We start from the raw sequence: 22081 nt of genomic DNA, 5'->3' as shown, positions 1-22081 counted from the left end.
ATGGTTATTGAAGTTACACCTCAAAAAGATGAGTCTTCTCGTGTAGAGGAGATTACACAAAAGGTTTTTTTCAAAACAATTGAGCTTCTTGGAGGAATTAGAAAACTTGCTGAATACAGAAGCCTTACATGGCTTCCTGCTTTAGCAAGAGCTTCTTATGCAATTGTGCTTAAAGAAAAATTTTTTAAAACCGAAGAAGAAATAGCCAGCCGAGTGGGAATTACAAAAAGTACAGTAAGAATGATACTTCGTGCAGACCCTGAAATAGCTTTAAAGAAGATTAAAGAATTAGAGGAGGATTCAGGTGAAACTAAGAAGGAACTTAAAGTTCATACGGCAGGAGCAATTGCTCGTCTTGCTTATAAGGAAATAAAAGAGACAACTTCAGGGCAGTAAAGAATTTTTATTTTAGAATTTTTTGGAATGCGAAGCTTTTTTTCTGAGACTTCAATAAACTCTGAAGCAGAAAAATAGCAGCCTTTTTTAATTTTAAGCCAGCAATCATCTTCTATGTAGTCTCTTTTCAATCTCTCAATATCAACAAGTCTTCCATCCAAGCATCCCCATAGTCTGCTTTTTCCTTTTTCATTTAAAAGATGAGAAGTATTTTTTATAACCATCTCATGTTCTGGAAAGGTATCTTTTATGTTTATGCGGTCTTTTCTTAAAATTACATAGCTAAATTTAAGATAGTTCACCTGTAATCCCATAGCGCTTAAAAATGAGAGATACTCTGGAGGAATCCATCTTCTTTCTTCATAACACCAGTTGTCTGCTCTAAGAGCAGAACAGGGAAAGTTATTTACACATGGACTGTAAGGATAAAGTTTAAGCTCCTCAATCAGGCTGTCTCTGAGTTTATGAAGCCTTGTTGAACTTCTTTTAGTTGCAGGTTCAATAATAATGAGAGTAAAATTTTCATTACGATAAATGAAATACTTTATGAACTTTATGAAATCTTCCTGGTTTATTCCCTGTTTATCAAATATTTCTCCCAGAGAGTTTGAAAAAATCATTATGTCAGGTTTTAATTCTTTCAATTCAATATAAGTTTTTACATCAGATGCATTAGCTTTTAAAAATCCATAATTTACAGACAAATTATAAGGTTTAAAGCTTTCAATCATTTCTCTTGCAAAATTTATAGCCTGCTCTTCAAACTCAACACCTTCATATCTGATATAGCTTGTTGAAATCATTCGCTCCTTAAATAGCTTAAAAACTGGCAGAACTGCTGGAGAGGGACCACACCCTATGTCAACTATTTTTAGATCTTTTTTATGGGAAATTGAAGAATGTCTGAAAAGTTCCTTAAGAATGCTATATGCTTTTGATAAATTAACGGGAACAAAATACGCAAGATAACCTTTTAAAAAATCCTCATATTTCATGTAATCTATGGATCTTTTAAAATCTGAAAAAGTAAAAAGTTCAGAAGCTTTTAGAATCAAATTTTTAAGTTGCTGCTTTGCAGGAATTTTCCCCCTAAAAATCTGTTTTAAAAGAAATTCAGACCAGTCCTTCACTTTTAAAAATATTTAGGGGAGAGAAAATCTCTCCCCTAAAATAAAATTTCCAGAGATTACTTCACTGCTTCTTTCAGGGATTTTCCTGCTGTAAATTTAGGAACTTTTGTTGCAGGAATCTTAATTTCCTGTCCTGTTCTTGGATTTCTTCCCTTTCTTGCTTTTCTCTTTGAAACATAAAAGCTGCCAAATCCTACTAATGTAACCTTGTCACCCTTTTTAAGAGCTTCCTTAATAGCATCAATTGTGGCATCCAGTGCCTTTGCTGCCTCTGCCTTTGTAAGCTCTGCCTTTGCTGCAATTTTGCTTACCAATTCTGCCTTTGTCATAGTTCATACCTCCTCTTTTTATTGATAAATTAAGGATTTGATGTAAACAATACCAAATTTTTCATATAATGTCAAGTATTTTTTATAATAAAAATATGAAATTTAATTTTTTGCATATTTCAGACCTTCATTTAGGCTTAAAAATCAAGGAAATAGACAGACTTAAATACTGCAAGCAAGCACTGTTAAAAGCATTTAAAATCATCAAAGATCAAAATCTTGATGCTATGATAGTGGCAGGAGATTTTTTTGAAAACAATAAAATTTACAGGGAAGACATAGAGTTTTTAAATGAAGTCTTTGAATTAATTTATCCAAAGCCTATTATTATTTCACCAGGAAATCATGACTTTTTATTAGCACCTGACTGTCCATATGATGAGAGAATTCTTAATATTCTCAGATTTAAAGCATGGCAGGAAAATGTAAAAATATTTAAAAAACCTGAATTCTCATTTTTCCCCTTTGATAATGTTAATATTTATGGCAAGCCCTGTCTTAACAGACAGACAAGAGCTTTTGATAAATCAATAAGTATTAATCCAGCAAAGATTAATATAGCAGTTATTCACGCATCAAGAGTTAACTTTAATCCTGAAGGCAAAGAAATCTGGCATCCCTTTGAAGACAGCGATATTTTAAAATCAGGTTTTGATTACATTGCTTTAGGACACTATCATAATTACTCAGAAATATCTGATGAATCAGGAATAAAAGCAGCATATTCAGGCAGTATGGTGCCAGCCTCACTTTATGAGTATGGTAAAAGAGGCGGACTTATTGTTGAAATTATCAAGGAAAACAATAAAACAAAAATTGAAACAGAATTTGTAGGGTTAAGTGATTTTTCAATCAAAAAAATTGAGATTTCAGCATCTCAAAATATTGAAAAAATTAAAAATATCATATCCGCCGAAATCACAGCGAGTGATGCTCCTCAGGATACCCTTTTTATTTTGAAAATCAAAGGCATGGGAGATCTAAATATAACCTATTTAAAAGAGCTTTTTTCTGAATATAAAATTTTATTTGATAGTTCTGAGTTTACAAAATTTGATATTGAAAAATTAAAGAAAATTTCACCAGAAACGACAATTGGTATCTTTATTAATGAAATGCTAAAAATGAGAGAACTGGCAGATGATGAAGAAAAACAAATTCTTGAAGATGCTTTAATATATGGACTTGATGCTTTTGCTGGTAAACAAATAACACCAAAATTTTATGATTAAGATAAAAAAAATACTCATAGAAAATGTAGGGATATACAGAAACAAAGAATTTATCTTTGAACATCCCTGCTGTTTGATTGTGGACAGAAACGAAGCTGGCAAATCTCTTCTTGCAAACTCTATACTTGAAGCTCTATATCCTCTAAGAAGCGCTCATCCTTTAAACAACGGAAAAATTACAATAGAGATTGAATCAGAGAACGATTTCTATCAGGTTATTAGAACTCCCAATGGATACAGAGTATTAAAAAATGGAAATCCTGTCAAATTTGAAACTAAAAATAAAGGAAGAATTATAAAAAAATCACCAGGAGAGATTATTTTCAATCTTTCACGGGAAATTTTTATCAATACTTGTTTTTTAACTCAAAAGGCAGGAATAAATACTAAGGAGCTTTATTCAATTACATCTTTTTTAGAAAAGGCTATTGATACAGGTTTTCAGGATGCTTCAGCATCTGTAGCCTTAGCGAAAATAAAAGAAGCACTCCATGAAAGCATTCATGCTGGAGTACTGTTTCCTTTTACTACAAAGGGCAAGCTGGATACAGCAATAGAAAAATGGAAAAAAGAAATCTATGAATACGAAGAAAAAAAGTCATATTTAAAAAGTTTGATAGAAAGGCAAGCGGAAATTATTGAAAAATATGCCCAAACAATGCATGAATTGGAAAAAATCAATAATAAACTAATAAAGATTGACAGTAATTATGCTAAATGGAAAATCCTTAGAGATAATTTTTACAGGGAAGAGATTGAAAAACTTGAAAAAAGAAATCAGGAATTAAAGGAATTTGAAAAATTCGTTGATTTTTTAGAGTGTTTTGAAAATCTAAACTCTGAGGAGCAACAATTTATAATTAGTTATGAAAATGAAATACAGACATTGCTACAGAGTTTAAACTCAAAAGAGCAAAGGCAAAGGGAGATAAAAAATTTATCAAAAAAAATATATTTACTGCTCATTATAATAGCCTTATTAAGCGTTATAGCAGGATTCATAAACAAAATATTTTACTCTGGAGTTATCTTTTGTATTCCTGTGCTTTTTTATAAACTTAAACTTTACAATGAAAACAAAAAATTAAACAACGAAATAAAGGAGTTACAACTGCGAAAAAACAACCTTTCTGAGCATATACAGCAGCTTATCTCTAAATTTTCTATAAAGGACATGCAGGAATTCTTCAGTATTTTTAAAAAAATTGATATGCACAGAAGAGAAATTAAAGAATTTATAGAAAATACTAAAAAGATTGAGGAATTCAAGAAAAATCTTCTTTCCAATGAAGAAATAAACTTTTATAAATCCAGAATTTTTATTGATGAGGAAATAAACTATGAAGATATTGAAAAATATGAACAAAAAAAAGATGAGTTTCTCAAAGCTAAAGAGGATTTAAAAGACAAAATTCATCAACTTCAAAGGGATTACGAAAAAATTATTCAATACAGAAAAGAAATTGAAGAATTAGATGAAAAGATAGAGACTAAGACAAAATACCTGGTAACTCTGGAAAAATTTAAAAAAGCCTTACAAAAATCATTTGAAGTAATTGAAAAAATCACAAAAAAACATCATGAAGTCTGGGCTGAAAGACTAAACATATCAGCTTCAGAGCTTCTAAGTAAAATAACAGGGAGAAAAGTAAAAATCTCTTTCAATAAAGACCTTTCCTTTAATATAAAACTGCCAGAAATTGAATATAGTTTATCTGAAAAAGAAATTGAAACTAAACTAAGCGGAGGAATGGTGGAACAGATATACCTTACTGTGAGACTTATTCTTGCTCAGGCTTTAAGTAACAATATAAAAATTCCTTTGATACTGGATGAACCGTTTGCACACTCTGATGATGAAAGATTTGTAAAAGGGATGAAATATTTAATACAGGATATTGCAGCATCAAATCAAGTAATTATACTGAGCTGTCATCAAAATAGATTAAATCTTCTTAAGAACTTAGAAGCTCATTTTAAGCTTATTTCAGTCAGTACCGAATGTGTTTCCAAAAACTCGTAGAGTTTTTGGGGTGCCCCGAAGCCTGAAACTTTACTAAATCTTTAATTTTATGTTAACTTTTAAAGTTAATCCTTTTAAGAAAGGTGGTGAAACTATGGGAATCTCTCCAGAAAGAAAAAAAGAGATTATTGAAAGTTTTAAAATGCATCCAACTGATACAGGCTCACCAGAGGTGCAGATTGCCTTAATGACTGAAAGAATTAACTATTTAACCGAGCATTTTAAAATTCACAAGAAAGATCATCATTCAAGAAGAGGACTTATTAAACTGGTAGCCCAAAGAAGAAAACTTTTAAATTATCTCAAAAAAATTGATAGAGAAAGATATAGCAAGCTCATTGAAAGGCTTAACATCAGAAAATAAATTAAAGATGAGGTAGAATGTGGAAGTAGAAATTGAAATTAAAGGTAAAAAACTTATTCTTGAAACAGGGATCTTTGCAAAACAAACAAATGGTTCTGTTTTAGTAAAATATGGTGATACATATGTATTATGCACTGTAGTTACTGAAAAAACTCCCAAAGAAGGGCTGGATTTTATCCCGCTTACAATTGATTATCAGGAAAAAGCTTACTCTGCAGGCAAAATTCCAGGAGGCTTTTTTAAAAGAGAGGGTAAGCCAACAGACAGAGAAATTCTTGTTTCCCGTTTAATTGATAGACCAATAAGACCCCTTTTCCCTGAAGGATTTAATTATGAAACTCAGGGAATTGCTTCTGTCCTTTCCTATGGAGATGAAAACATTGCCGATATTTTGAGTATAATCGGAATTTCAGCAAGCCTTACTATCTCTGATATCCCATTTAATGGGCCTGTTGGAGCAGTGAGAGTTGGGCTAATTGGAGATGATTTCATTTTAAATCCTGACAATGAAGAATCTGAAAAAAGCTGTCTTAATCTTGTAGTTGCAGGCACAGAGGAAGCTGTTACCATGGTTGAAGGTGAAGCTCAAGAATGCTCTGAAGAAACTCTATTGGAAGCTTTAAAGTTTGCTCACACGCATATTAAAGAAATAATAGCTTTGCAGAAAAAATTTGCTCTTTTAACAGGAAAACCAAAAAGAGAATTTATTATTAAAGAAGAGGAAAATCTCAAAGAAGCTATTTTAAATATCATTTCAGGAAAAATTGAAAAAGCCTTGTTTCTTCAAAAAAAACTTGAAAGACAGCAGGCAGTTGAGGAACTACTTAATGAATGCATTCAAAATTTAACTACAGAAGAGATAGAAACTCTACAAATTAGCAAAACCTTTGATAAAGTAGTGAAAAAGATTATGCGTCAAACAATTGTTAAAAAAGGATTGAGAGTAGATGGTAGAAAGCCAGATGAAATAAGGCCTATTACATGTATGGTTGGAATACTACCAAGAGTTCATGGCTCTGCTTTATTTACAAGAGGAGAAACACAGGCACTTGTGGCAACAACTCTTGGTACTTCAGAAGACGAACAAAAGGTTGATTCTCTTGAAGGTGAAGTATTTAAAACATTCATGCTTCATTATAACTTTTTACCATTCAGCGTTGGAGAAGTTAAGCCTCTGCGAGCACCTGGTAGAAGAGAAATCGGACATGGTTATCTTGCAGAAAGAGCCTTACAGCATGTAATTCCTTCCAGGGATGAATTTCCATATACCATAAGAGTTGTATCAGATATTCTTGAATCAAATGGCTCATCATCAATGGCAACAGTGTGCGGAGCAAGTCTTTCTTTGATGGATGCTGGGGTTCCAATAAAAGCTCATGTAGCAGGAGTTGCCATGGGACTCATTAAAGAGGATGATAAAGTTATAATACTTACTGACATTCTCGGAATGGAAGACCATTATGGTGATATGGATTTCAAAGTAGCAGGAACTGAAAAAGGTATAACAGCCTTTCAGATGGATGTAAAAATTCCAGGCATAGATTATGAAATATTTAAAAAAGCCTTAAAACAGGCAAAACAGGCAAGATTATTTATACTCAAAAAAATGTATGAAACCATCAATGAGCCCAAGGAGCTTTCCCCATATGCTCCAAGAATATATAAAATACAGGTTAAACCTGAAAAAATAAGAGACATCATAGGCACAGGAGGAAGGGTAATTAAGGGCATTATAGAAGAAACAGGTGTAAAAATAGATATTGAAGATAAAGAAGGAATTATTAAAATTGCATCTTCCCGAGAAGCTTCAGCTCTACGAGCCATAGAAATCATCAGAGGAATTACACAGGAGGCAGAACTGGGAAGAATTTACATGGGTAAAGTAACAAGAATAGCAGACTTTGGAGCTTTTGTTGAAATAATGCCAGGAGTTGAAGGATTACTGCATATATCTCAGATTGCTGATAAAAGAATTCATAAGGTATCTGAAGTATTAAAAGTAGGAGATCAGATTCCTGTCAAAGTAATTGAAATTGACGACCTTGGAAGAGTTCGCCTGAGCAGAAAGGAAGCTTTAAAAGAAATTGAAGGTAGAAGCATCGCAAAAAATTAATCTCAATGATTAAAAAAACTTATCTGTCCTCCAATATCCCTGTATTAATGAATAAAATGAATGGCTATAGATCTTTTGTTCTTGGAATCTGGATAAAGCATGGTTCAAGGCATGAACCTTATTCAAAAAATGGATTATCCCATTTTATAGAACATCTCTTTTTTCAGGGAACTCCAAAGAGAAATGCTCACAAAATATCTCTTGAGATTGATACTCTTGGAGGAGACATAAATGCTTTTACCTCAAGAGAGTTTACTTCAATTTATATAAAAGTTCTTGATACTTACATGTCGCAAGCCATAGAACTAATTGGAGATATTTATTCAAATCCTCTTTTCCCTGAGGAAGAAATAGAAAAAGAACGTTCTGTTATTCTTGATGAACTTAGAACAATAAATGATACACCAGATGAGCTTATTCATGATCTTTTTATGGAAAACTCCTTTTTGGGTGGTTTAGGGCAACCAATTCTTGGCAGAGAGGAAGCAGTATTGGCAATAACCAGAAAAGACATCATTGAACGCTATAATGAGTGTTATGGAAACTCTATTATAAGCTGTGCAGGAAGTTTTGATGAAAAAAAATTAATTGAAACTCTTGAGAAAAACATCAAACCCAGGACATCTAAGAAATCAGTGATAGATGGAAATTCCATTTTTTCTCCATCTCTTAAAATCCATGAAAAAGACTTAAATGAAATACATTTATGCATGGGGACTGAGACCTTTCCATTCAAAAGTCCCCAGAGGTATTCTTTAATTCTGCTTAACTGTATTATTGGTGGAAGTGTTAGTTCAAGATTATTTCAGGAAATAAGAGAAAAAAGAGGATGGGTTTATAACATTTATTCTTTCACTTCTTTCTATCATGATACTGGTTTATTTGGAGTTTATACTGCCTGTGAACCTAAAAAAATAAACATAATAGTGGAAACAATCTTTAAAATATTTAAAAAAATTCCTGAAAACTTAAAAAAAGAAGAATTTGAAAGGGCAAAGACTCAAACAATATCACAAATCATTTTTTCTCAGGAGTCTCCGAGCTCAGTAATGCATAATTTAGCCTCTGAAGAGCTATATCTTGGACAGCATTATACTATTCAGGAGCAGATAAAACAAATTGAAGCAGTCTCTTTTAATGAAGTGAGGGATATGGCATCAATTTTAGAAGAAAAAGATTTTTCAATAACTCTTCTTGGACCTGTTACTGAAAAAGAACTCTGTTTTGAAAATTAAAAATTAAGGGGCGGTTTAAGCCGCCCCTGTAGGGGTCCCCAAAAAATCTACAATTTTTTTGGGACTCCTTTATGCTGCTTCTTCCTGCCTGACAGGCTCTTCTCTCAATGAGGCTTTTGCAAAAACCATTGCAGTTGCTCTGTAAACCATATGTGCCATCTTTGAATGAGGAGCATATGCAAAAAGAACAAATACAAATACAAGATGAGCAATGTACGAGGCGTATCCAAGTGTTTCTACTTCAGCAAGTCTTAACAATTCAGCAAGGAATCCTGTAACTCCTACTCCAGCAATTATTGTAATAAGTAGCCAGTCAAAGTAACTTCCAAGTCCCTGTTTTGCTGCATTCTTACTTCTGTTTACAATAACAAGGAATATTCCGATAATAAGAGCTATTCCACTTATATTTCCGATAATTTTCACAATGTTTGTTTGAGGATAAGGAGACTCCCATCTCAGTACCCATTCATAAAAAGCAGCTATACTAGTTGTTATGGCAAGTCCAATAAAGGCATAAAGAACAAGAATATGAGCTGTATACCTTCCTTTATTCACTCCGCAAAGCTGGAATTTCTTATGCAGGAGTATATCTTTAATGGTTTCCCATATGCATCCATATATATCCTTACGTTTAATCTCTGTTCCTTGTGCAAGATCAAGCCAGTATCGCTTAACTCCATTATAAAAGCAAATTATTGCAAAAGCTGCCAGCGCCATAAATGGAACATCAATCCATGGAACAGCAGGTAAAAATGCCACATAAGAGATCTCTCCATTTTCGCCTCTTGGAATCTCTACTCCAGTGAAGTAACCCAAAACAGCCATCTCACCAAGGAAGAAAAGCAGTGGAATAAGAAAGATAAGCAAGATATACCTGGGATCTGCTACCCATTTGGCAAGGAATTTAGGTGGTGAATAATGCTGTATCATAAGTTTTCTTACAGCACCTAAAACCTCACCAGGTTTTGCTCCTCTTGGGCAGTAGGCTGTGCAATCACCACAATGGTGACATAGCCATATATCAGGATTCTGGAAAAGTTTTTCCTTAATGCCCCACTGAGCATAAAGCATTTCTTTTCTTGGAAAAGGTGCTTTATCAGGTGAGAGCTGACATACAACAGTGCATGTGGAGCACTGATAACACTTTTTTAAAGATTCTCCACCAGCCTTTATAATCTCTTTTGCAAACTGTAAATCTGGTTTTACAGGTTTCTCCATCTCTTTCCTCCTTAGAAGCCCTTAAATGGATTAGGACCGATTTGTCTAATTTTTTCCATAAATTCATTAACTATATCAGGAATTCTCCAGTACTCATCAATTGCTACCTCATACATCTGCACTCTATCTGATTCAAGTTGAAGTCTATCAAGGGTCTCCTGAACCTTACCAAGTCTGTATTTAGCAAGCTCACTGCCTTTTGCAAAATGACATTGATAGTTTTCACCAAATTTGCATCCAAGCAGTAGCATTCCATCAACACCTCTTGAAAGAGCATCAGCAATCCAGACAAGGTTCATAGAACCAAGGCATCTCAATTGAATAAATCTTAATGCAGGATCAAGTTTAAGTCTGTGAAGTGCTGCTGTTTCTGTTGCAGGAAATGCATCATTTTCACAGCAGAGCACAATAATACGAGGTCTTTCATCTTCACTTGGTACAGAAACATTCTTCAGCATTGAACCTATCATATCTACGCTGTAGTCCTTGAATGAAACTATTCTTTCTGGACAGGCACCCATACAGGTTCCACATCTGCGACATCTGTTTGGTTTATAAAATGGAATACCTTTTTCATCCTCATCAATTGCACCAAAGGGGCATTCTTCTGTGCAGCGTTTGCATGCTGTGCATTTTGAAAGATTTGGTTCAGGATAAGAAGTATCCCATGCTCTTGGATGAACAGCCATTCCTTTTGCAACATGTTCAATGCATTGAATTGCTTTTAATGCTGCACCTCTTGCGTCTTCCTGAGCTTCAGCCATATTCATAGGCTGGCGAACTGGACCAACTGCGTAAATTCCTGTTCTACGGGTTTCATACTGGAAACATATAAAGTTAGAATCAACAAAACCGAATCCTCCTTCAAGGAAAGGAAGTTCAGGTCCCTGACGATATCCAAGATTCAGTATAAATTCTGGTTTTTTGGTTGTCTCAATATATTTTGCCTTTGCTTCATCACCTTTTGCAGCAGCCTCTGCAAGACCAATAAGATATTCCTGTGGTTCTTTTGTTGTTGGAACCATACCAGTAGCTAAAACTACCATCTCTGTTTCTATCTGAGCTTCCGTCCCAAGTAAAGAGTCTTTCACAGTAACAATTAATTTATCCCATTCTTCTCTAATTTCTGTAACTTCTCCCTTTGCAAGCATAACTCCAGGTGTGTTCTGAGCTTCTTTGTAATAATATTCAAGCTTTCCTGGCGTGCGAATATCTTTGTAAATAACCATTGCTATGGCATCAGGATTACCATCTGTAACATATCTTGCCTGTTTAAGTGTTGTAGCACAGCACATTCCTGAACAGTAGGGAATATGCTCAGGATCTCTCTGTCCTGCACACTGAACAAAAAGAACAGAGTTAACAACTTTGTGATCAGAAGGTCTCTTGATTACTCCATTATTAACTCTTGCAATTTCTTCAAACTCAAAATTAGTCACCACATCCTTGAATTTGCCATATCCATATTTCTTGGCAAGTTTTTTAGCATCATAGGGTTTCCATCCCGTTGCTTGAATTATTGCACCGATTTTAATTGTTTGAGTAGCTTCTCCAGTAGCAATGGTTACATCAAAATCACCTGGTTGTCCATCAATTCTCTCAATTTTTGACGATGTATAAACCTTTATTTTTGGATTTGATGTAACTGAGCTTATAAGTGGTTCAAGATTAACGTCTCCAAGAACCCCTTTTGTGAAATCATCTGTTGGCACTCTTTTGTAAAGTTTTCTTGCAAAACCTCCAAGCTCTGGCTCTTTCTCAACGATAACAACATCATATCCTGCACGAGCTGCTTCCAGTGCAGCTGTCATACCTGAAATTCCACCACCCACCACCAAAATTGATTTACTGATTTCAATAATATAGGGTTCAGGTATTTCACCTTTTTGAGCCTTTATAACTCCCATTTTAATGTAGTCTTCTGCTGCAAGCTGTTTCTCAGCATTATCTTCAATGGTCCATACAGCAAGCTCCCTTACCGGAACTCTCTCAACAAAACAACCCGGAAAACTAAATTCATAGGTTTTAACTCTTGGTGAGCATCCTCCTATAACTATGCTGTTTACTCCCTGCTCAGCAATGTCCTTTTTAATTAATTCAACTCCTTCACTGCTACATAAAACATCACTGACTGCTACCACTGGAACTCTTAATGCATTTTTTGCTATATTTTGAATTTTTTCAACATCAACTGCTTCACCTATACCACAGCCTTTGCAGATATATAGTCCTATTTTCTTTTCCATAAATTACCTCCTTACTCCAGTCTGAATTGCCTTAAGGGCTGCAGCTGTGGCATCCTTTCCACAACCTGCTACATCCATTGGAGCTTTTGCACACCCCGTAGCGTAGATTCCATCTGCATCAATAACAAATCCATCTATTGCGTACTTGAGCCCTGGTACTTTTATTTCAAAGCCCTCTGGCTGCATTCCTGTGGCAAGAACTACCATATCTACTTTTTTTCTTATTTTTTCTCCACTGAGCATATCTTCTGCAGTCACCACAACATCATCTGAATCCTTATCCTGCTGGACTTCGGCAACCTTACCTTTAACAAGATTAACTCCTGTTTGTTCTTTAACTTGATTGAAAAATTTCTCATATCTGCCTGGAGTTCTTATATCAATGTAAAAGATTGTAACCTCAGCATCAGGATTCTGCTCTTTAATATAGAGAGTATGCTTCAATGATGCAAGACAGCAGATGTATGAGCAGAAAGGAAGATGATTTTCATCTCTACTTCCTGCACACTGAACAAAGGCAACGCTCTGCACAGGTTTCCCATCTGAAGGTCTGAGAATCTGCCCTTGAGTTGGACCATTTTTAGAGGCAAGTCTTTCAAGCATCATATTTGTTATTACATTTTTAACCTTGCCAAATCCGAGATTGTCTATCTTTGTTGCATCATAAGGCTTCCAGCCTGTTGCAACAACTATTGAGTTAACTCTACACTCTACAGTTTGAGGTTGCATATTAAGGTCTATTGCGTTGTATTTACAGGCATCCACACATGGAGCAGGACAATCCTTCGGGCAGCTATTTCTATCAACAACATATCTTAAAGGGAAAGCCTGTTCAAATGGCAGATAAATAGCTTTAGTCTTGTTCAAACCAAAATTGAAATCACTATCTCTTTCCTGAGGACAAGCTTCTGCACAGGCATTGCAGGCTGTACAGTTTTCATTAACATAACGGGGATTCAATTTGATTGTTACTGTATAATCTCCAGGTCCACCAGTAATGGATGTAACCTCTGCCATAGTATAGAATGTAACTAAGGGATTAACTTTTATACGCCTAAAATTGATCTCAAGACCACACATTGGTGGGCAGATTTTTGGAAAGTATTTATTCAACTGGGCAACTCTTCCGCCAAGATAGGGATTTCTTTCAACTATTATAACTTCTGCTCCTGTCTCAGCTGCTTCTATGCCAGCAGTTAAACCACTGAATCCTCCACCAATTACCAAGATGCGGTTTGTTTCAGCACTCATCGGTAGCCTCCTTTAAATAAATTCTTAAACACAAAAATTCGTAATACAGTTTTGTCTGCATTACGAATTTTATAATCATCTCTTTTCAATGTTTAAAAATTAAAGGGAGGGGAATTACCCCTCCCGAACCTAACTCTGTATTAGTCTGGGAATATCTGGACGTATGGGACTTTCTTAAGTGTAAATGTATCGGTTGCTGGATCATAAACTGAGTTGACAAAGGCACGCCAGTTGTTGTCATCAACAAAGTCAAAGTCTCCTCTATAGTAGTATCCAGGATATCTGGATTCTTCTCTGAAGAGGATGTGTCTTGCATGAGCTTCAAGTGAGAGTGTTCTGTGTACATTTTCCCAGCAACGGAGAAGCTCATGAAGATTAGAAGCTGCCAATCTTGATGCATCTTCCTTAAGAACCTGAAGTTTATTGAGACCCTCTTCAATCATTGTCTTTGATGTCATATACCATGTTCCAACTCCACCAAAGTACTCGTCAGCAATCTTCTGAAGTCTTGCCTGATACATATCAGGTTTGATATAGTATGGATTAACTTTTGGATCTGTTGAATAGGTCTTATATTTCTCATAAAGCTCAAATGGCAGATACAGCTCTGCTGCCAGAGCATTCGGATCTTCTGCTATTGTTGGTGTATATCCTGAATTATCAAGTATGAAGGCAATTGCTGCTTTTGCAGCAATTCTTCCCTCTGCATGTGAGCCTGAGGAGAACTTATGTCCTGAGGCACCAACAATATCACCAGCCATGAAGAGTCCATTAACTGTGCTCATTCTGTTATAACCCCAGAACCACTCTGCAGGTGTACCAGGAATATCACCAGGTCCGCTTACCCAGAAGCCTGCGCAACCTGCATGAGAACCAAGGAGATAAGGCTCTGTTGGCATAATCTCAGATGGAACCTTATCAGGCTCTACATTATAGGCTGCCCACAAACCTGCCTGACCAATACACATGTCAAGGAAGTCTTCCCATGCTTCAGCCTCAAGGTGTTTGAGTCTCTTTGCATCCATCTGCTTTGCAAGTTCCTGCATTGCAGTGTGTGTATTCATAAGAATTGGTCCTCTACCCTGCTTCATAGCCTGCATCATCAGATGGTTTCTTATGGCAGTTCCTAAAGCCTCAGCCCATTTTCCATATTTCTTTACAGCATCCTGAAATTCTGGAGTATCCTTAGCGCAGTAATCATTTCCAAGAGAATCACTTGCTTTTGCTTTAAAGAAGAGGAACCATGCACCAACAGGACCATATCCATCCTTAAATCTTGCAGGAACGAATCTATTTTCCATCATTGTCAACTCAGCACCAACAGTAATACCAAGGTAATACCCGGAACCAGAGTTCCATACTGGATACCATGCTCTACCCATTCCTTCTCTGGTTGATCTTGGTCTAAAGACATTAACCGCACCACCACAGGCTGCAAGAATAGCCTTTGCTTTAAAGAGATATATCTTATTTTCTCTTACGCTAAAGCCTATTGCACCTGCTACTCTGTTGGGCTCTTTTGCATCCTTAAGAAGTTTCACTATAAATACTCTCTCATAGATATTCTGAGCCTGTCCAGTTGCCTTTCTATTGAACTCCAGAGCAGCCTTTGCAGCTTCTGCAACTATTACTTTATAAGATTCTCCATTGATCATGATCTGCCATTTACCAGAACGGCATGGTACTCCACCATCTTTGAGCTTTGGTTTGCCCTGATCTCTTGCCTGGAATCCATCTAATGACCAACCATCATCGCTCTTTTTCCATATTGGAAGACCCCACTCCTCAAACATATGAACACTATCATCAACATGCCTTCCAAGGTCATAAACAAGGTCTTCCCTGATAATTCCCATCAGGTCAGCACGGACATATTTTACATAGTCAACAACCTTGTTTTCGCCAATGTAGGTGTTAATGGCGCTGAGACCCATTGCAACTGCACCAGAACGATCCATTGCTGCTTTGTCAACAAGTGTTACCTTAATTCCTTTTGGTGTTGCCCATCTGCAACCCTCAAATGCAGCACCACATGCAGCCATTCCACCACCGATGATTAGAAAATCAGTATCTACCTCTACAACATCAGGTCTCTGACAGTATGAAAATGTGCAAGTCTCTTTTTCCATGTTATCCCTCCTTTACTTTATTTTTTACTCTTTTCTGGCTTCATAATTAAAGTAGCCAGGCTGTTTAATCTTTGAATAATCAGGTTCAGGTAATCCTGCATAAATGTTGTCTGCATTCCAATAACCTTCAGGTGTAAGTCTGATAGGGAATTTGAATCTCTTAATGGAGCCATTTCTGAATTTAATTGTCCACATAATTGCATCCTGACCTCTCATAGGAATAACGCTTGCACCGAGAGGACAGAAATCTGCATAGCCTCTTACCTCAATTGCCTGCTGAGGGCAGATTTTTACACAGTTATAGCACTCCCAGCACTGATCAGGCTCTTGGTTGTAAGCCTTCATCTTTTCTCTGTCCAGTGTCATAAGGTCATTTGGACAGATGTACTGACATGCAGTTTTGTCCTGTGCTTTGCAGCCATCACACTTTTCCTGAATTACAAAACTTGGCATAGCTTAACCTCCTTTTTTGTTTTTTATTATGCTGGTTTTTGCACTGGATTCTTTTGTAATTCCAGCACCTCACTTATATCAATATCAGGAACTGGAAGCTCTCTGTCTTCCTTTGCAATTTCCTCTTTAATTGAAGGAATCTCAGCAACAGCAGCCTCTATTACCTCTGGACCTAAGGATTTTTTCTCTACAATCTTTTTGAAAACAAGCCTTTTAAATGCAGCAGGAGTTTCCTCAATAAAGCCTCTTGCATCAAATCTTGCTTTGGAGAACTGATCAATAACTTTTTGACCAAGTTCATCAGAAACCTCAATTACAAGCCTTTTCAATGCTCCACCAAAAATTGGCTCAACTTTTTCCTCTAAGGGCGTTCCCTTTATAGCTGCCAATCTTTTTTCATCAATTATTACGCCAAAATACTTAGCCATTATTCACCTCCTTTATTTTTTTAAGTGAGCTGGAAGTTCCATGTGAGGGAGATCAACCTCTAATCTCTCCTCTCTTTCTTTCAGATACTTCTCATTGTTAAATGGATATCCGAATTCCTTCCACCATTTTACAACAACTTTGTAAACTTCAGGCCTATAAATCTGAGGCGGTGGTGTTACACCTTCGTTTATAAGTCCTCTGATAAAGCTTCCAGAGTATCTTGAATATATACCTTTATGATTACAATTACCAGAATAGGCAAACTCAAGGCATTTTGGACAATACCAGAACTCTGCGATGTTCTGAGGCCTTATATAGAATCCACCTTCCACTGCATAAGGTGGAGCATCAAAGCCAAAGCTTGGAATTCCCTTTGACCATAGTATTTGAGTTGCATAAATGTCATAGTATTCACCAAGTGCTGCATGGTCTCTTCCAAACATGTGGAAAGAAATTCCCATGTTCTGTCTGATTACTGCATGAATAAGTGATTCAATTGGGTTTCCATATCTCATATCCCAGAGTGTAAATGTTACAAGATGACGCTCAGGCTTTATGTAGCCTGCAAGATGAAGCATTTCATGTCCTTCAACTATTGCTTCATCAGGGAAGTCTCCTATTCTTTTTGCACCAACTATAGCATTAACAACAATGCCATGAGAAGGCTCTATATCACCTATATATGCTGCATTTTTCATTAATGCTTCATGCCCAGTATGAGGAACATTTCTTGTCTGATGTGCTATAACAGTAGTCCATCCTCTTTTCTCAAATTCTTCTCTTGATCTTTTTGGTGGATACCAGAATCTGTCAAAAGGTGGTCTGATTTTTGGTTCGTTAATAATTGTATATTTTCCTGCAAGAATAATTGGATTCAAGGAGCAGTAAATGTTATATCCTGTATGTTTCTGATCAAAAGGAACCTTAACAACCTCAGGGTTTTTCTCTGGTGTTCCAAAGGTTCTTACTGCCACATCACCTGGCACGATCTCATATACTTCTTCAATCTCAAGAATTGCGAAAGGCTCACCCTTAAGTCTCAAAAGAAGCCAATCACCTGCTCCTACATTAAGCTTTTTAAAATCTTCTTCTGAGATGTCAAAGAGAATTGGATAAGGGAAAACCCAGCCACTTAAAAGCCTTCTTTTTTCAAGAACACTCTCAAGCTCAGCCTTTGTCATTGATCCTTCAACAGGGCTAAAAAATCCATAACATACTGACATGATTTCTCTGTAAACATTTCTTACAGGATTACCCTTAAAAAGGGTTGGTTTAATGTCATAAACAGCAGAACATTTTTCCATTAATTTTCTTGCCATCTGAGGGTCACGAACAACCCTTTCAACAAGTTTCCCACCATGTGGCGGTGGCAGTGTTTTAATTCTTACATCTGGCATACCTTTTCCTCCTTATTTGATTTTTTCTAAGATTGCACAGATACTGTTAAATATCTCATCTATGCTACCTGTGCCTGAAACGCTTTTAAGAATTCCTTTCTTTGAGTAATAATCAATCAATGGTTCTGTTTGAGCCCTGTAAACTTCAAGTCTTTTTCTTATTGTTTCTTCCTTATCATCATCCCTCTGGAAAAGCTCACCCCCACATTTGTCACATTTACCTTCTACTTTTGAAGGAGAATAATAAATATTGTACATCTGACCACAGACTTTACAGGTTCTTCTTCCTGTAAGTCTTTTCATCAGGTCCTCAAAAGGAACATCAAGATTAAGTGCAAGGTCTAAAGGCATATTCATCTCAAAAAGCATTTTATCAAGAGCCTCAGCCTGAGCAACATTTCTTGGGAAACCATCAAGAATAAAACCTTTTTTACAATCATCCTGAGACAGTCTTTCCTTTACCATTCCGAGAACTACACTGTCAGGAACAAGTTCTCCCCTGTCCATGTATGACTTTGCTTCTTTTCCAAGCGGAGTTCCTGCTGCAACTGCTGCTCTTAGGAGATCACCTGTGGAGATCTGAGGAATACCATATTTTTCTACCAATCTTTTTGCTTGAGTTCCTTTTCCTGCTCCTGGAGCACCTAAGAATACTAATCTCACCTTTTCCTCCTTTTGGTGTTAAAATTAACTTTTGGTTTATAATTTAACCTATTATTGCTTAAAAAGCAACTTAAATTTTATAATTTTGTAATAAGTTTTACTTATAAATTTGTCGGCAAATTTATCAAAAATTCTTTTAATTTGTCAAGTGCTTTTTTGCGATGACTTATTCTATCCTTTTCATCTGGTGGCATCTGAGCAAAAGTTATTGAAAATCCCTCAGGTATGAATACAGGATCGTATCCAAAACCATAGCTTCCCTTTGGAGTTTCTGTTATTTTACCTTTCACATAGCCCCAGAATAAATATTCTCTGCCATCAGGAAAAACCAATGCAATACAACATACAAATCTTGCACTTCTCTTCTCTAAGGGCACTCCTTCTAACTCTTTCAAAAGTTTTTTTATATTATCCTCATCACTGGCATTATCTCCTGCATATCTTGCTGACCTTACACCTGGAGCACCTCCTAATGCATCAACTTCCAGACCTGAATCATCAGCTAAAGCAGGCATTCCTATTTGCTTACATACATATCTTGCCTTTTTCAATGCATTTTCTTGAAAAGTTAAACCATCTTCCACAACTTCTTCAATGTGGGGAAAATTATTGACAGAAAGTATTTCAATGCTAAGTCCTTCAAGAATCCTTTTTAATTCTTCTATCTTTTTTTTGTTTCTTGAAGCAATTACAATCTGCATTTGACAAATCCTATTTCCTTAGGGTATATTAAACTTATCGCGGGGTGGAGCAGTCTGGTAGCTCGTCGGGCTCATAACCCGAAGGTCAGAGGTTCAAATCCTCTCCCCGCAATTTAATCAAATAAAGCATCTACAAAATCTTTAGGATTAAACTCTTTTAACTCGTCAACTCCTTCGCCTAAACCTATAAGCTTAATGGGTATACCTATTTCTTTTTTTATGGCAAAAATAACTCCTCCCTTTGCTGTTCCGTCCAGTTTTGTAACTACAACACCTGTTAATCCAACAGCATCATTAAATAAAGCTGCCTGTCTTACAGCATTCTGTCCAGTGGTGGCATCTAAAATAAGCAAAGTTTCATGAGGAGCTTCTGGAATAGATTTTTTCATAACTCTATTTATTTTCTTTAACTCTTCCATTAATGGCTGCTTGGTATGAACTCTTCCTGCTGTATCTATAATTACTATATCTTTCTTTTTTGCCTTAGCATGCTCCACTGCATCAAAAACAACAGCAGCCGGATCAGCGCCACTTTTATGTTTGATAATATCTGCTCCTACCCTTTTTGCCCATATTTCAAGCTGTTCTATGGCTGCAGCTCTAAAGGTATCTGCAGCTGCAAAAACAACAGTTTTACCTTCCTGAACAAATTTATAACCGAGCTTTCCTATTGTAGTGGTTTTCCCAACTCCATTTACTCCTACAACAAGAATAACTGATGGAATGCTTTTCAAATCTAATTTATTATTGTTTTTAAGTAAATTTACAAGCTCTTCTTTAAGAATTATTTTGACATCAGAAAAATCTCTAATATTGCCTTCTTTAACTTTTTTTCTCAATATACCTGCTATCTCTTCCGTTGCTTTAACCCCCACATCTGAGGAAATAAGAATTTCTTCAATCTCTTCTATAGTTGATTCATCTATTTTTCCTCCTACAGGGATTACTGCTTCTATCTTTTCAACAATATGTTGCTTTGTCTTGCTTAATTTTTCCTTGAGCTTATCAAATAAACCCATTAAGCTCTCCTGAACTCTACAAGGAGCTCATTTTTTTTCTTTGTAAGACGATATTTGAGAGGCTTCTTAAGGGTTATATTGAGTATAATTTTATTATCTTTTTCAGATACAGTAACTTCTTTTATAAAATCTGACTCAATTTTTACAGGAGCTTCCAACTTATTTTTAACAGGGTAAACTTCTAATGAAACTGACATCAATTTCCCTTCTTTTTTTGTTTTTGGATAATATCCACCGTATTTATCCATATTTGGAATAAAAAGAGTCAATGTAGAACTGTTTTTTGTTTCAACAAGAGAAATATTTTTAAGTTCTAAAACCTGACCTTTGGTGACAATTCTTTTTTTAGCTTTTTCTTTTTTTTCAACTATTTTTTTCTTTGGTTTTTCTACTTTCTTTTCTTCAGTAATTTTAATTTCTCTGGAAGGAACTTCTTTTTCTTCTGTTGTTGCAAAAATATTAAATTTTTCTGCTTTATCATACATCACTTCTACAGTAGCAACTCCATTAATAAATTCTGAAGGAGGAACTCTATCAGGAGTAATAGTGCCTGAACCTGATGATTTTAATATAACTGTACTGCCATACAAATTGTAATTGGACATAACTTTGTCAAGATGATTATAGGCTACAATTTTTATTTTGAATCTCTGTCCTGCAATAATTGTCTCAGGTGAGATTACTTCAAATCTCTTTACTTTCGGAGGCACAACTTTTACAATACCACTTTCTCCTCTTATTGAATTATCATTAGCAACTTTAACTACTATTTTTATATCCTCAGCCCTGTCATAACGAAGACTTATTTTTGCCTTACCATCTGAAAAGGCATAAGATGATAACTCAGAAGGAAAGATATAACCTTTACCATGTGCTTCTATTATTATTTTTTCCTTCTGGGTGGCAAAGTCTTGAACAAAATTATTGAATTTGTCAATGGCAAATATGGTTATATCAAAAGGTTCATCAACAACAGCAGTTTCAGGTGCATTAACAATAAAGGAGTTTACCGGACCATTTAAAACTTTAATTTTTTCACTTTTACCTGTAATTTTTCTATTTAACAAATCTGCTTCAATGTGGAAAGTTCCAATTTTTTCTGAATAAAGTTTTAGTTTTACATTACAGCTTTCAGGTATATACTGAACTTCTTTTATCTGAGGAGAAACATCACCTTTAAAAAATAAGTTCAAATCCTTAGGTTCAAAATCCTTACAAACAACATTACCAAAACGATCTTTTCCTGAAATCCACACTTCAAAATCACTACCAGTTTTTACTGAAGGAGGAACTTTTATATTAAGCTCAAATATCTCTGCTGGCAGAATCTTAATCTTTTTTTCAATGACAGGAAAAGGGCTATTAATTTCATAAAGAGAGAGCACAACTTCTTCTGCTTTTTCATCCTTAAACTTAATTGCCAAGCCTGATTGAGTTATTTCATTTGACTTAAACTGAGAAGGCGATATCACAGCTGAACCTGTGACAGTTAATTTATACTCTTTAAGGCTTTCAGCAGGCATAGTAACATGATTACCAAATGCATCAACTGCTACAATGAATATTTTATATTCACTCCCAGCTTTAAATACATCTGGGGCATCAATCTGAAAATGGTCAAAAGTTCCTGGTTTAGCAATAATTTCTGCATGAATTAATGATATAGAGTAGAAAAACAATAAAAAAACAATAAAATTCAACCAACAACTTACTCTTAAAATTTTATTACCCATTTTACCCTCCTCTGTAATTT

19 protein-coding genes and 1 tRNA gene are annotated in these 22081 nt (G+C 35.5%); 7 read left to right on the top strand and 13 right to left on the bottom strand.

Annotated elements, in window-relative coordinates; all coding sequences use genetic code 11:
• Positions 1–396, top strand: coding sequence for a hypothetical protein (locus tag ACYQ3X_RS00270; protein WP_460179842.1), 396 nt, complete (start codon positions 1–3; stop codon positions 394–396).
• Here ACYQ3X_RS00270 and ACYQ3X_RS00265 read toward each other — a convergent pair.
• Positions 360–1526, bottom strand: coding sequence for a small ribosomal subunit Rsm22 family protein (locus ACYQ3X_RS00265; RefSeq protein WP_460179841.1), 1167 nt, complete (start codon positions 1524–1526; stop codon positions 360–362). The genes ACYQ3X_RS00270 and ACYQ3X_RS00265 overlap by 37 nt on opposite strands.
• 56 nt (positions 1527–1582) lie before the next feature.
• Positions 1583–1855 (bottom strand): HU family DNA-binding protein, encoded by a 273-nt coding sequence (locus ACYQ3X_RS00260; RefSeq protein ID WP_460179840.1) that lies wholly within the window; start codon positions 1853–1855, stop codon positions 1583–1585.
• Positions 1856–1950: 95 nt separating this feature from the next.
• On the opposite strand from ACYQ3X_RS00260, the gene ACYQ3X_RS00255 reads away from it, so the two are divergent.
• The 5 genes from ACYQ3X_RS00255 to ACYQ3X_RS00235 all read left to right on the top strand — a co-directional run bounded on the left by ACYQ3X_RS00255 (position 1951) and on the right by ACYQ3X_RS00235 (position 8822).
• Positions 1951–3087, top strand: coding sequence for a metallophosphoesterase family protein (locus tag ACYQ3X_RS00255; RefSeq protein WP_460179839.1), 1137 nt, complete (start codon positions 1951–1953; stop codon positions 3085–3087).
• The gene (locus ACYQ3X_RS00250; protein WP_460179838.1) at positions 3080–5110 is read left to right on the top strand and encodes an AAA family ATPase; all 2031 of its coding nucleotides are present in this window, start codon (positions 3080–3082) and stop codon (positions 5108–5110) included. Before ACYQ3X_RS00255 ends, ACYQ3X_RS00250 begins: the two co-directional genes overlap by 8 nt.
• Before the next feature lie 94 nt (positions 5111–5204).
• Positions 5205–5474, top strand: coding sequence for a 30S ribosomal protein S15 (gene rpsO / locus ACYQ3X_RS00245; RefSeq protein ID WP_460179837.1), 270 nt, complete (start codon positions 5205–5207; stop codon positions 5472–5474).
• A 19-nt stretch (positions 5475–5493) separates the two neighbouring features.
• Positions 5494–7587 (top strand): polyribonucleotide nucleotidyltransferase, encoded by a 2094-nt coding sequence (gene pnp, locus ACYQ3X_RS00240; RefSeq protein WP_460179836.1) that lies wholly within the window; start codon positions 5494–5496, stop codon positions 7585–7587.
• Positions 7588–7643: 56 nt separating this feature from the next.
• A complete protein-coding gene (locus ACYQ3X_RS00235; protein ID WP_460179835.1) occupies positions 7644–8822 on the top strand; it encodes a M16 family metallopeptidase in 1179 nt (392 codons plus the stop codon).
• A gap of 69 nt (positions 8823–8891) precedes the next feature.
• Here the strand turns inward: ACYQ3X_RS00235 and qmoC are convergent, their stop codons facing one another.
• From qmoC to ACYQ3X_RS00190, 9 genes are all read right to left on the bottom strand, one after another.
• The gene (gene qmoC, locus ACYQ3X_RS00230) at positions 8892–10040 is read right to left on the bottom strand and encodes a quinone-interacting membrane-bound oxidoreductase complex subunit QmoC (RefSeq protein ID WP_460179834.1); all 1149 of its coding nucleotides are present in this window, start codon (positions 10038–10040) and stop codon (positions 8892–8894) included.
• A gap of 11 nt (positions 10041–10051) precedes the next feature.
• A complete protein-coding gene (locus ACYQ3X_RS00225) occupies positions 10052–12286 on the bottom strand; it encodes an FAD-dependent oxidoreductase (protein WP_460179833.1) in 2235 nt (744 codons plus the stop codon).
• A gap of 3 nt (positions 12287–12289) precedes the next feature.
• On the bottom strand, positions 12290–13537 hold the full coding sequence (locus ACYQ3X_RS00220; RefSeq protein ID WP_460179832.1) for an FAD-dependent oxidoreductase: 1248 nt from the start codon (positions 13535–13537) through the stop codon (positions 12290–12292).
• 140 nt (positions 13538–13677) lie between these two features.
• Positions 13678–15666, bottom strand: coding sequence for an adenylyl-sulfate reductase subunit alpha (gene aprA, locus ACYQ3X_RS00215; protein ID WP_460179831.1), 1989 nt, complete (start codon positions 15664–15666; stop codon positions 13678–13680).
• A 24-nt stretch (positions 15667–15690) separates the two neighbouring features.
• Complete coding sequence (gene aprB, locus ACYQ3X_RS00210) at positions 15691–16119, bottom strand: adenylyl-sulfate reductase subunit beta (RefSeq protein ID WP_460179830.1); 429 nt, start codon at positions 16117–16119, stop codon at positions 15691–15693.
• Between the two features lie 26 nt (positions 16120–16145).
• Positions 16146–16547 (bottom strand): DUF6955 family protein, encoded by a 402-nt coding sequence (locus tag ACYQ3X_RS00205; RefSeq protein WP_460179829.1) that lies wholly within the window; start codon positions 16545–16547, stop codon positions 16146–16148.
• 12 nt (positions 16548–16559) lie between these two features.
• Entirely contained in the window at positions 16560–17945 is a 1386-nt protein-coding gene (sat, locus tag ACYQ3X_RS00200; protein WP_460179828.1) for a sulfate adenylyltransferase, read from the bottom strand.
• Between the two features lie 12 nt (positions 17946–17957).
• A complete protein-coding gene (locus ACYQ3X_RS00195) occupies positions 17958–18608 on the bottom strand; it encodes an adenylate kinase (RefSeq protein WP_460179827.1) in 651 nt (216 codons plus the stop codon).
• A gap of 101 nt (positions 18609–18709) precedes the next feature.
• The gene (locus tag ACYQ3X_RS00190) at positions 18710–19309 is read right to left on the bottom strand and encodes an XTP/dITP diphosphatase (RefSeq protein WP_460179826.1); all 600 of its coding nucleotides are present in this window, start codon (positions 19307–19309) and stop codon (positions 18710–18712) included.
• Positions 19310–19347: 38 nt separating this feature from the next.
• On the opposite strand from ACYQ3X_RS00190, the gene ACYQ3X_RS00185 reads away from it, so the two are divergent.
• Positions 19348–19421: transfer RNA gene (locus tag ACYQ3X_RS00185), tRNA-Met, on the top strand.
• Position 19422: 1 nt separating this feature from the next.
• Here ACYQ3X_RS00185 and ftsY read toward each other — a convergent pair.
• Both ftsY and ACYQ3X_RS00175 read right to left on the bottom strand, forming a co-directional pair.
• A complete protein-coding gene (gene ftsY / locus ACYQ3X_RS00180) occupies positions 19423–20328 on the bottom strand; it encodes a signal recognition particle-docking protein FtsY (protein ID WP_460179825.1) in 906 nt (301 codons plus the stop codon).
• The gene (locus ACYQ3X_RS00175) at positions 20328–22061 is read right to left on the bottom strand and encodes a hypothetical protein (protein WP_460179824.1); all 1734 of its coding nucleotides are present in this window, start codon (positions 22059–22061) and stop codon (positions 20328–20330) included. The genes ftsY and ACYQ3X_RS00175 overlap by 1 nt, the downstream gene beginning before the upstream one ends.
• Positions 22062–22081: the final 20 nt, after the last annotated feature.

The sequence above is a fragment of the Thermodesulfovibrio sp. TK110 genome, assembly GCF_054658355.1.
This window is presented reverse-complemented; position numbering and strand designations above follow the sequence as displayed.

What these genes read in the sequence shown, in the direction of transcription:
- ACYQ3X_RS00225 (WP_460179833.1), bottom strand. Translation starts at nt 12,286, where the DNA reads ATGGAAAAGAAAATAGGACTATATATCTGCAAAGGCTGTGGTATAGGT.
- ACYQ3X_RS00255 (WP_460179839.1), top strand. Translation starts at nt 1,951, where the DNA reads ATGAAATTTAATTTTTTGCATATTTCAGACCTTCATTTAGGCTTAAAA.
- rpsO (WP_460179837.1), top strand. Translation starts at nt 5,205, where the DNA reads ATGGGAATCTCTCCAGAAAGAAAAAAAGAGATTATTGAAAGTTTTAAA.
- ACYQ3X_RS00190 (WP_460179826.1), bottom strand. Translation starts at nt 19,309, where the DNA reads ATGCAGATTGTAATTGCTTCAAGAAACAAAAAAAAGATAGAAGAATTA.
- ACYQ3X_RS00175 (WP_460179824.1), bottom strand. Translation starts at nt 22,061, where the DNA reads ATGGGTAATAAAATTTTAAGAGTAAGTTGTTGGTTGAATTTTATTGTT.
- sat (WP_460179828.1), bottom strand. Translation starts at nt 17,945, where the DNA reads ATGCCAGATGTAAGAATTAAAACACTGCCACCGCCACATGGTGGGAAA.
- ACYQ3X_RS00220 (WP_460179832.1), bottom strand. Translation starts at nt 13,537, where the DNA reads ATGAGTGCTGAAACAAACCGCATCTTGGTAATTGGTGGAGGATTCAGT.
- ACYQ3X_RS00260 (WP_460179840.1), bottom strand. Translation starts at nt 1,855, where the DNA reads ATGACAAAGGCAGAATTGGTAAGCAAAATTGCAGCAAAGGCAGAGCTT.
- qmoC (WP_460179834.1), bottom strand. Translation starts at nt 10,040, where the DNA reads ATGGAGAAACCTGTAAAACCAGATTTACAGTTTGCAAAAGAGATTATA.
- aprA (WP_460179831.1), bottom strand. Translation starts at nt 15,666, where the DNA reads ATGGAAAAAGAGACTTGCACATTTTCATACTGTCAGAGACCTGATGTT.
- aprB (WP_460179830.1), bottom strand. Translation starts at nt 16,119, where the DNA reads ATGCCAAGTTTTGTAATTCAGGAAAAGTGTGATGGCTGCAAAGCACAG.
- ACYQ3X_RS00270 (WP_460179842.1), top strand. Translation starts at nt 1, where the DNA reads ATGGTTATTGAAGTTACACCTCAAAAAGATGAGTCTTCTCGTGTAGAG.
- ACYQ3X_RS00205 (WP_460179829.1), bottom strand. Translation starts at nt 16,547, where the DNA reads ATGGCTAAGTATTTTGGCGTAATAATTGATGAAAAAAGATTGGCAGCT.
- ftsY (WP_460179825.1), bottom strand. Translation starts at nt 20,328, where the DNA reads ATGGGTTTATTTGATAAGCTCAAGGAAAAATTAAGCAAGACAAAGCAA.
- ACYQ3X_RS00235 (WP_460179835.1), top strand. Translation starts at nt 7,644, where the DNA reads ATGAATGGCTATAGATCTTTTGTTCTTGGAATCTGGATAAAGCATGGT.
- ACYQ3X_RS00250 (WP_460179838.1), top strand. Translation starts at nt 3,080, where the DNA reads ATGATTAAGATAAAAAAAATACTCATAGAAAATGTAGGGATATACAGA.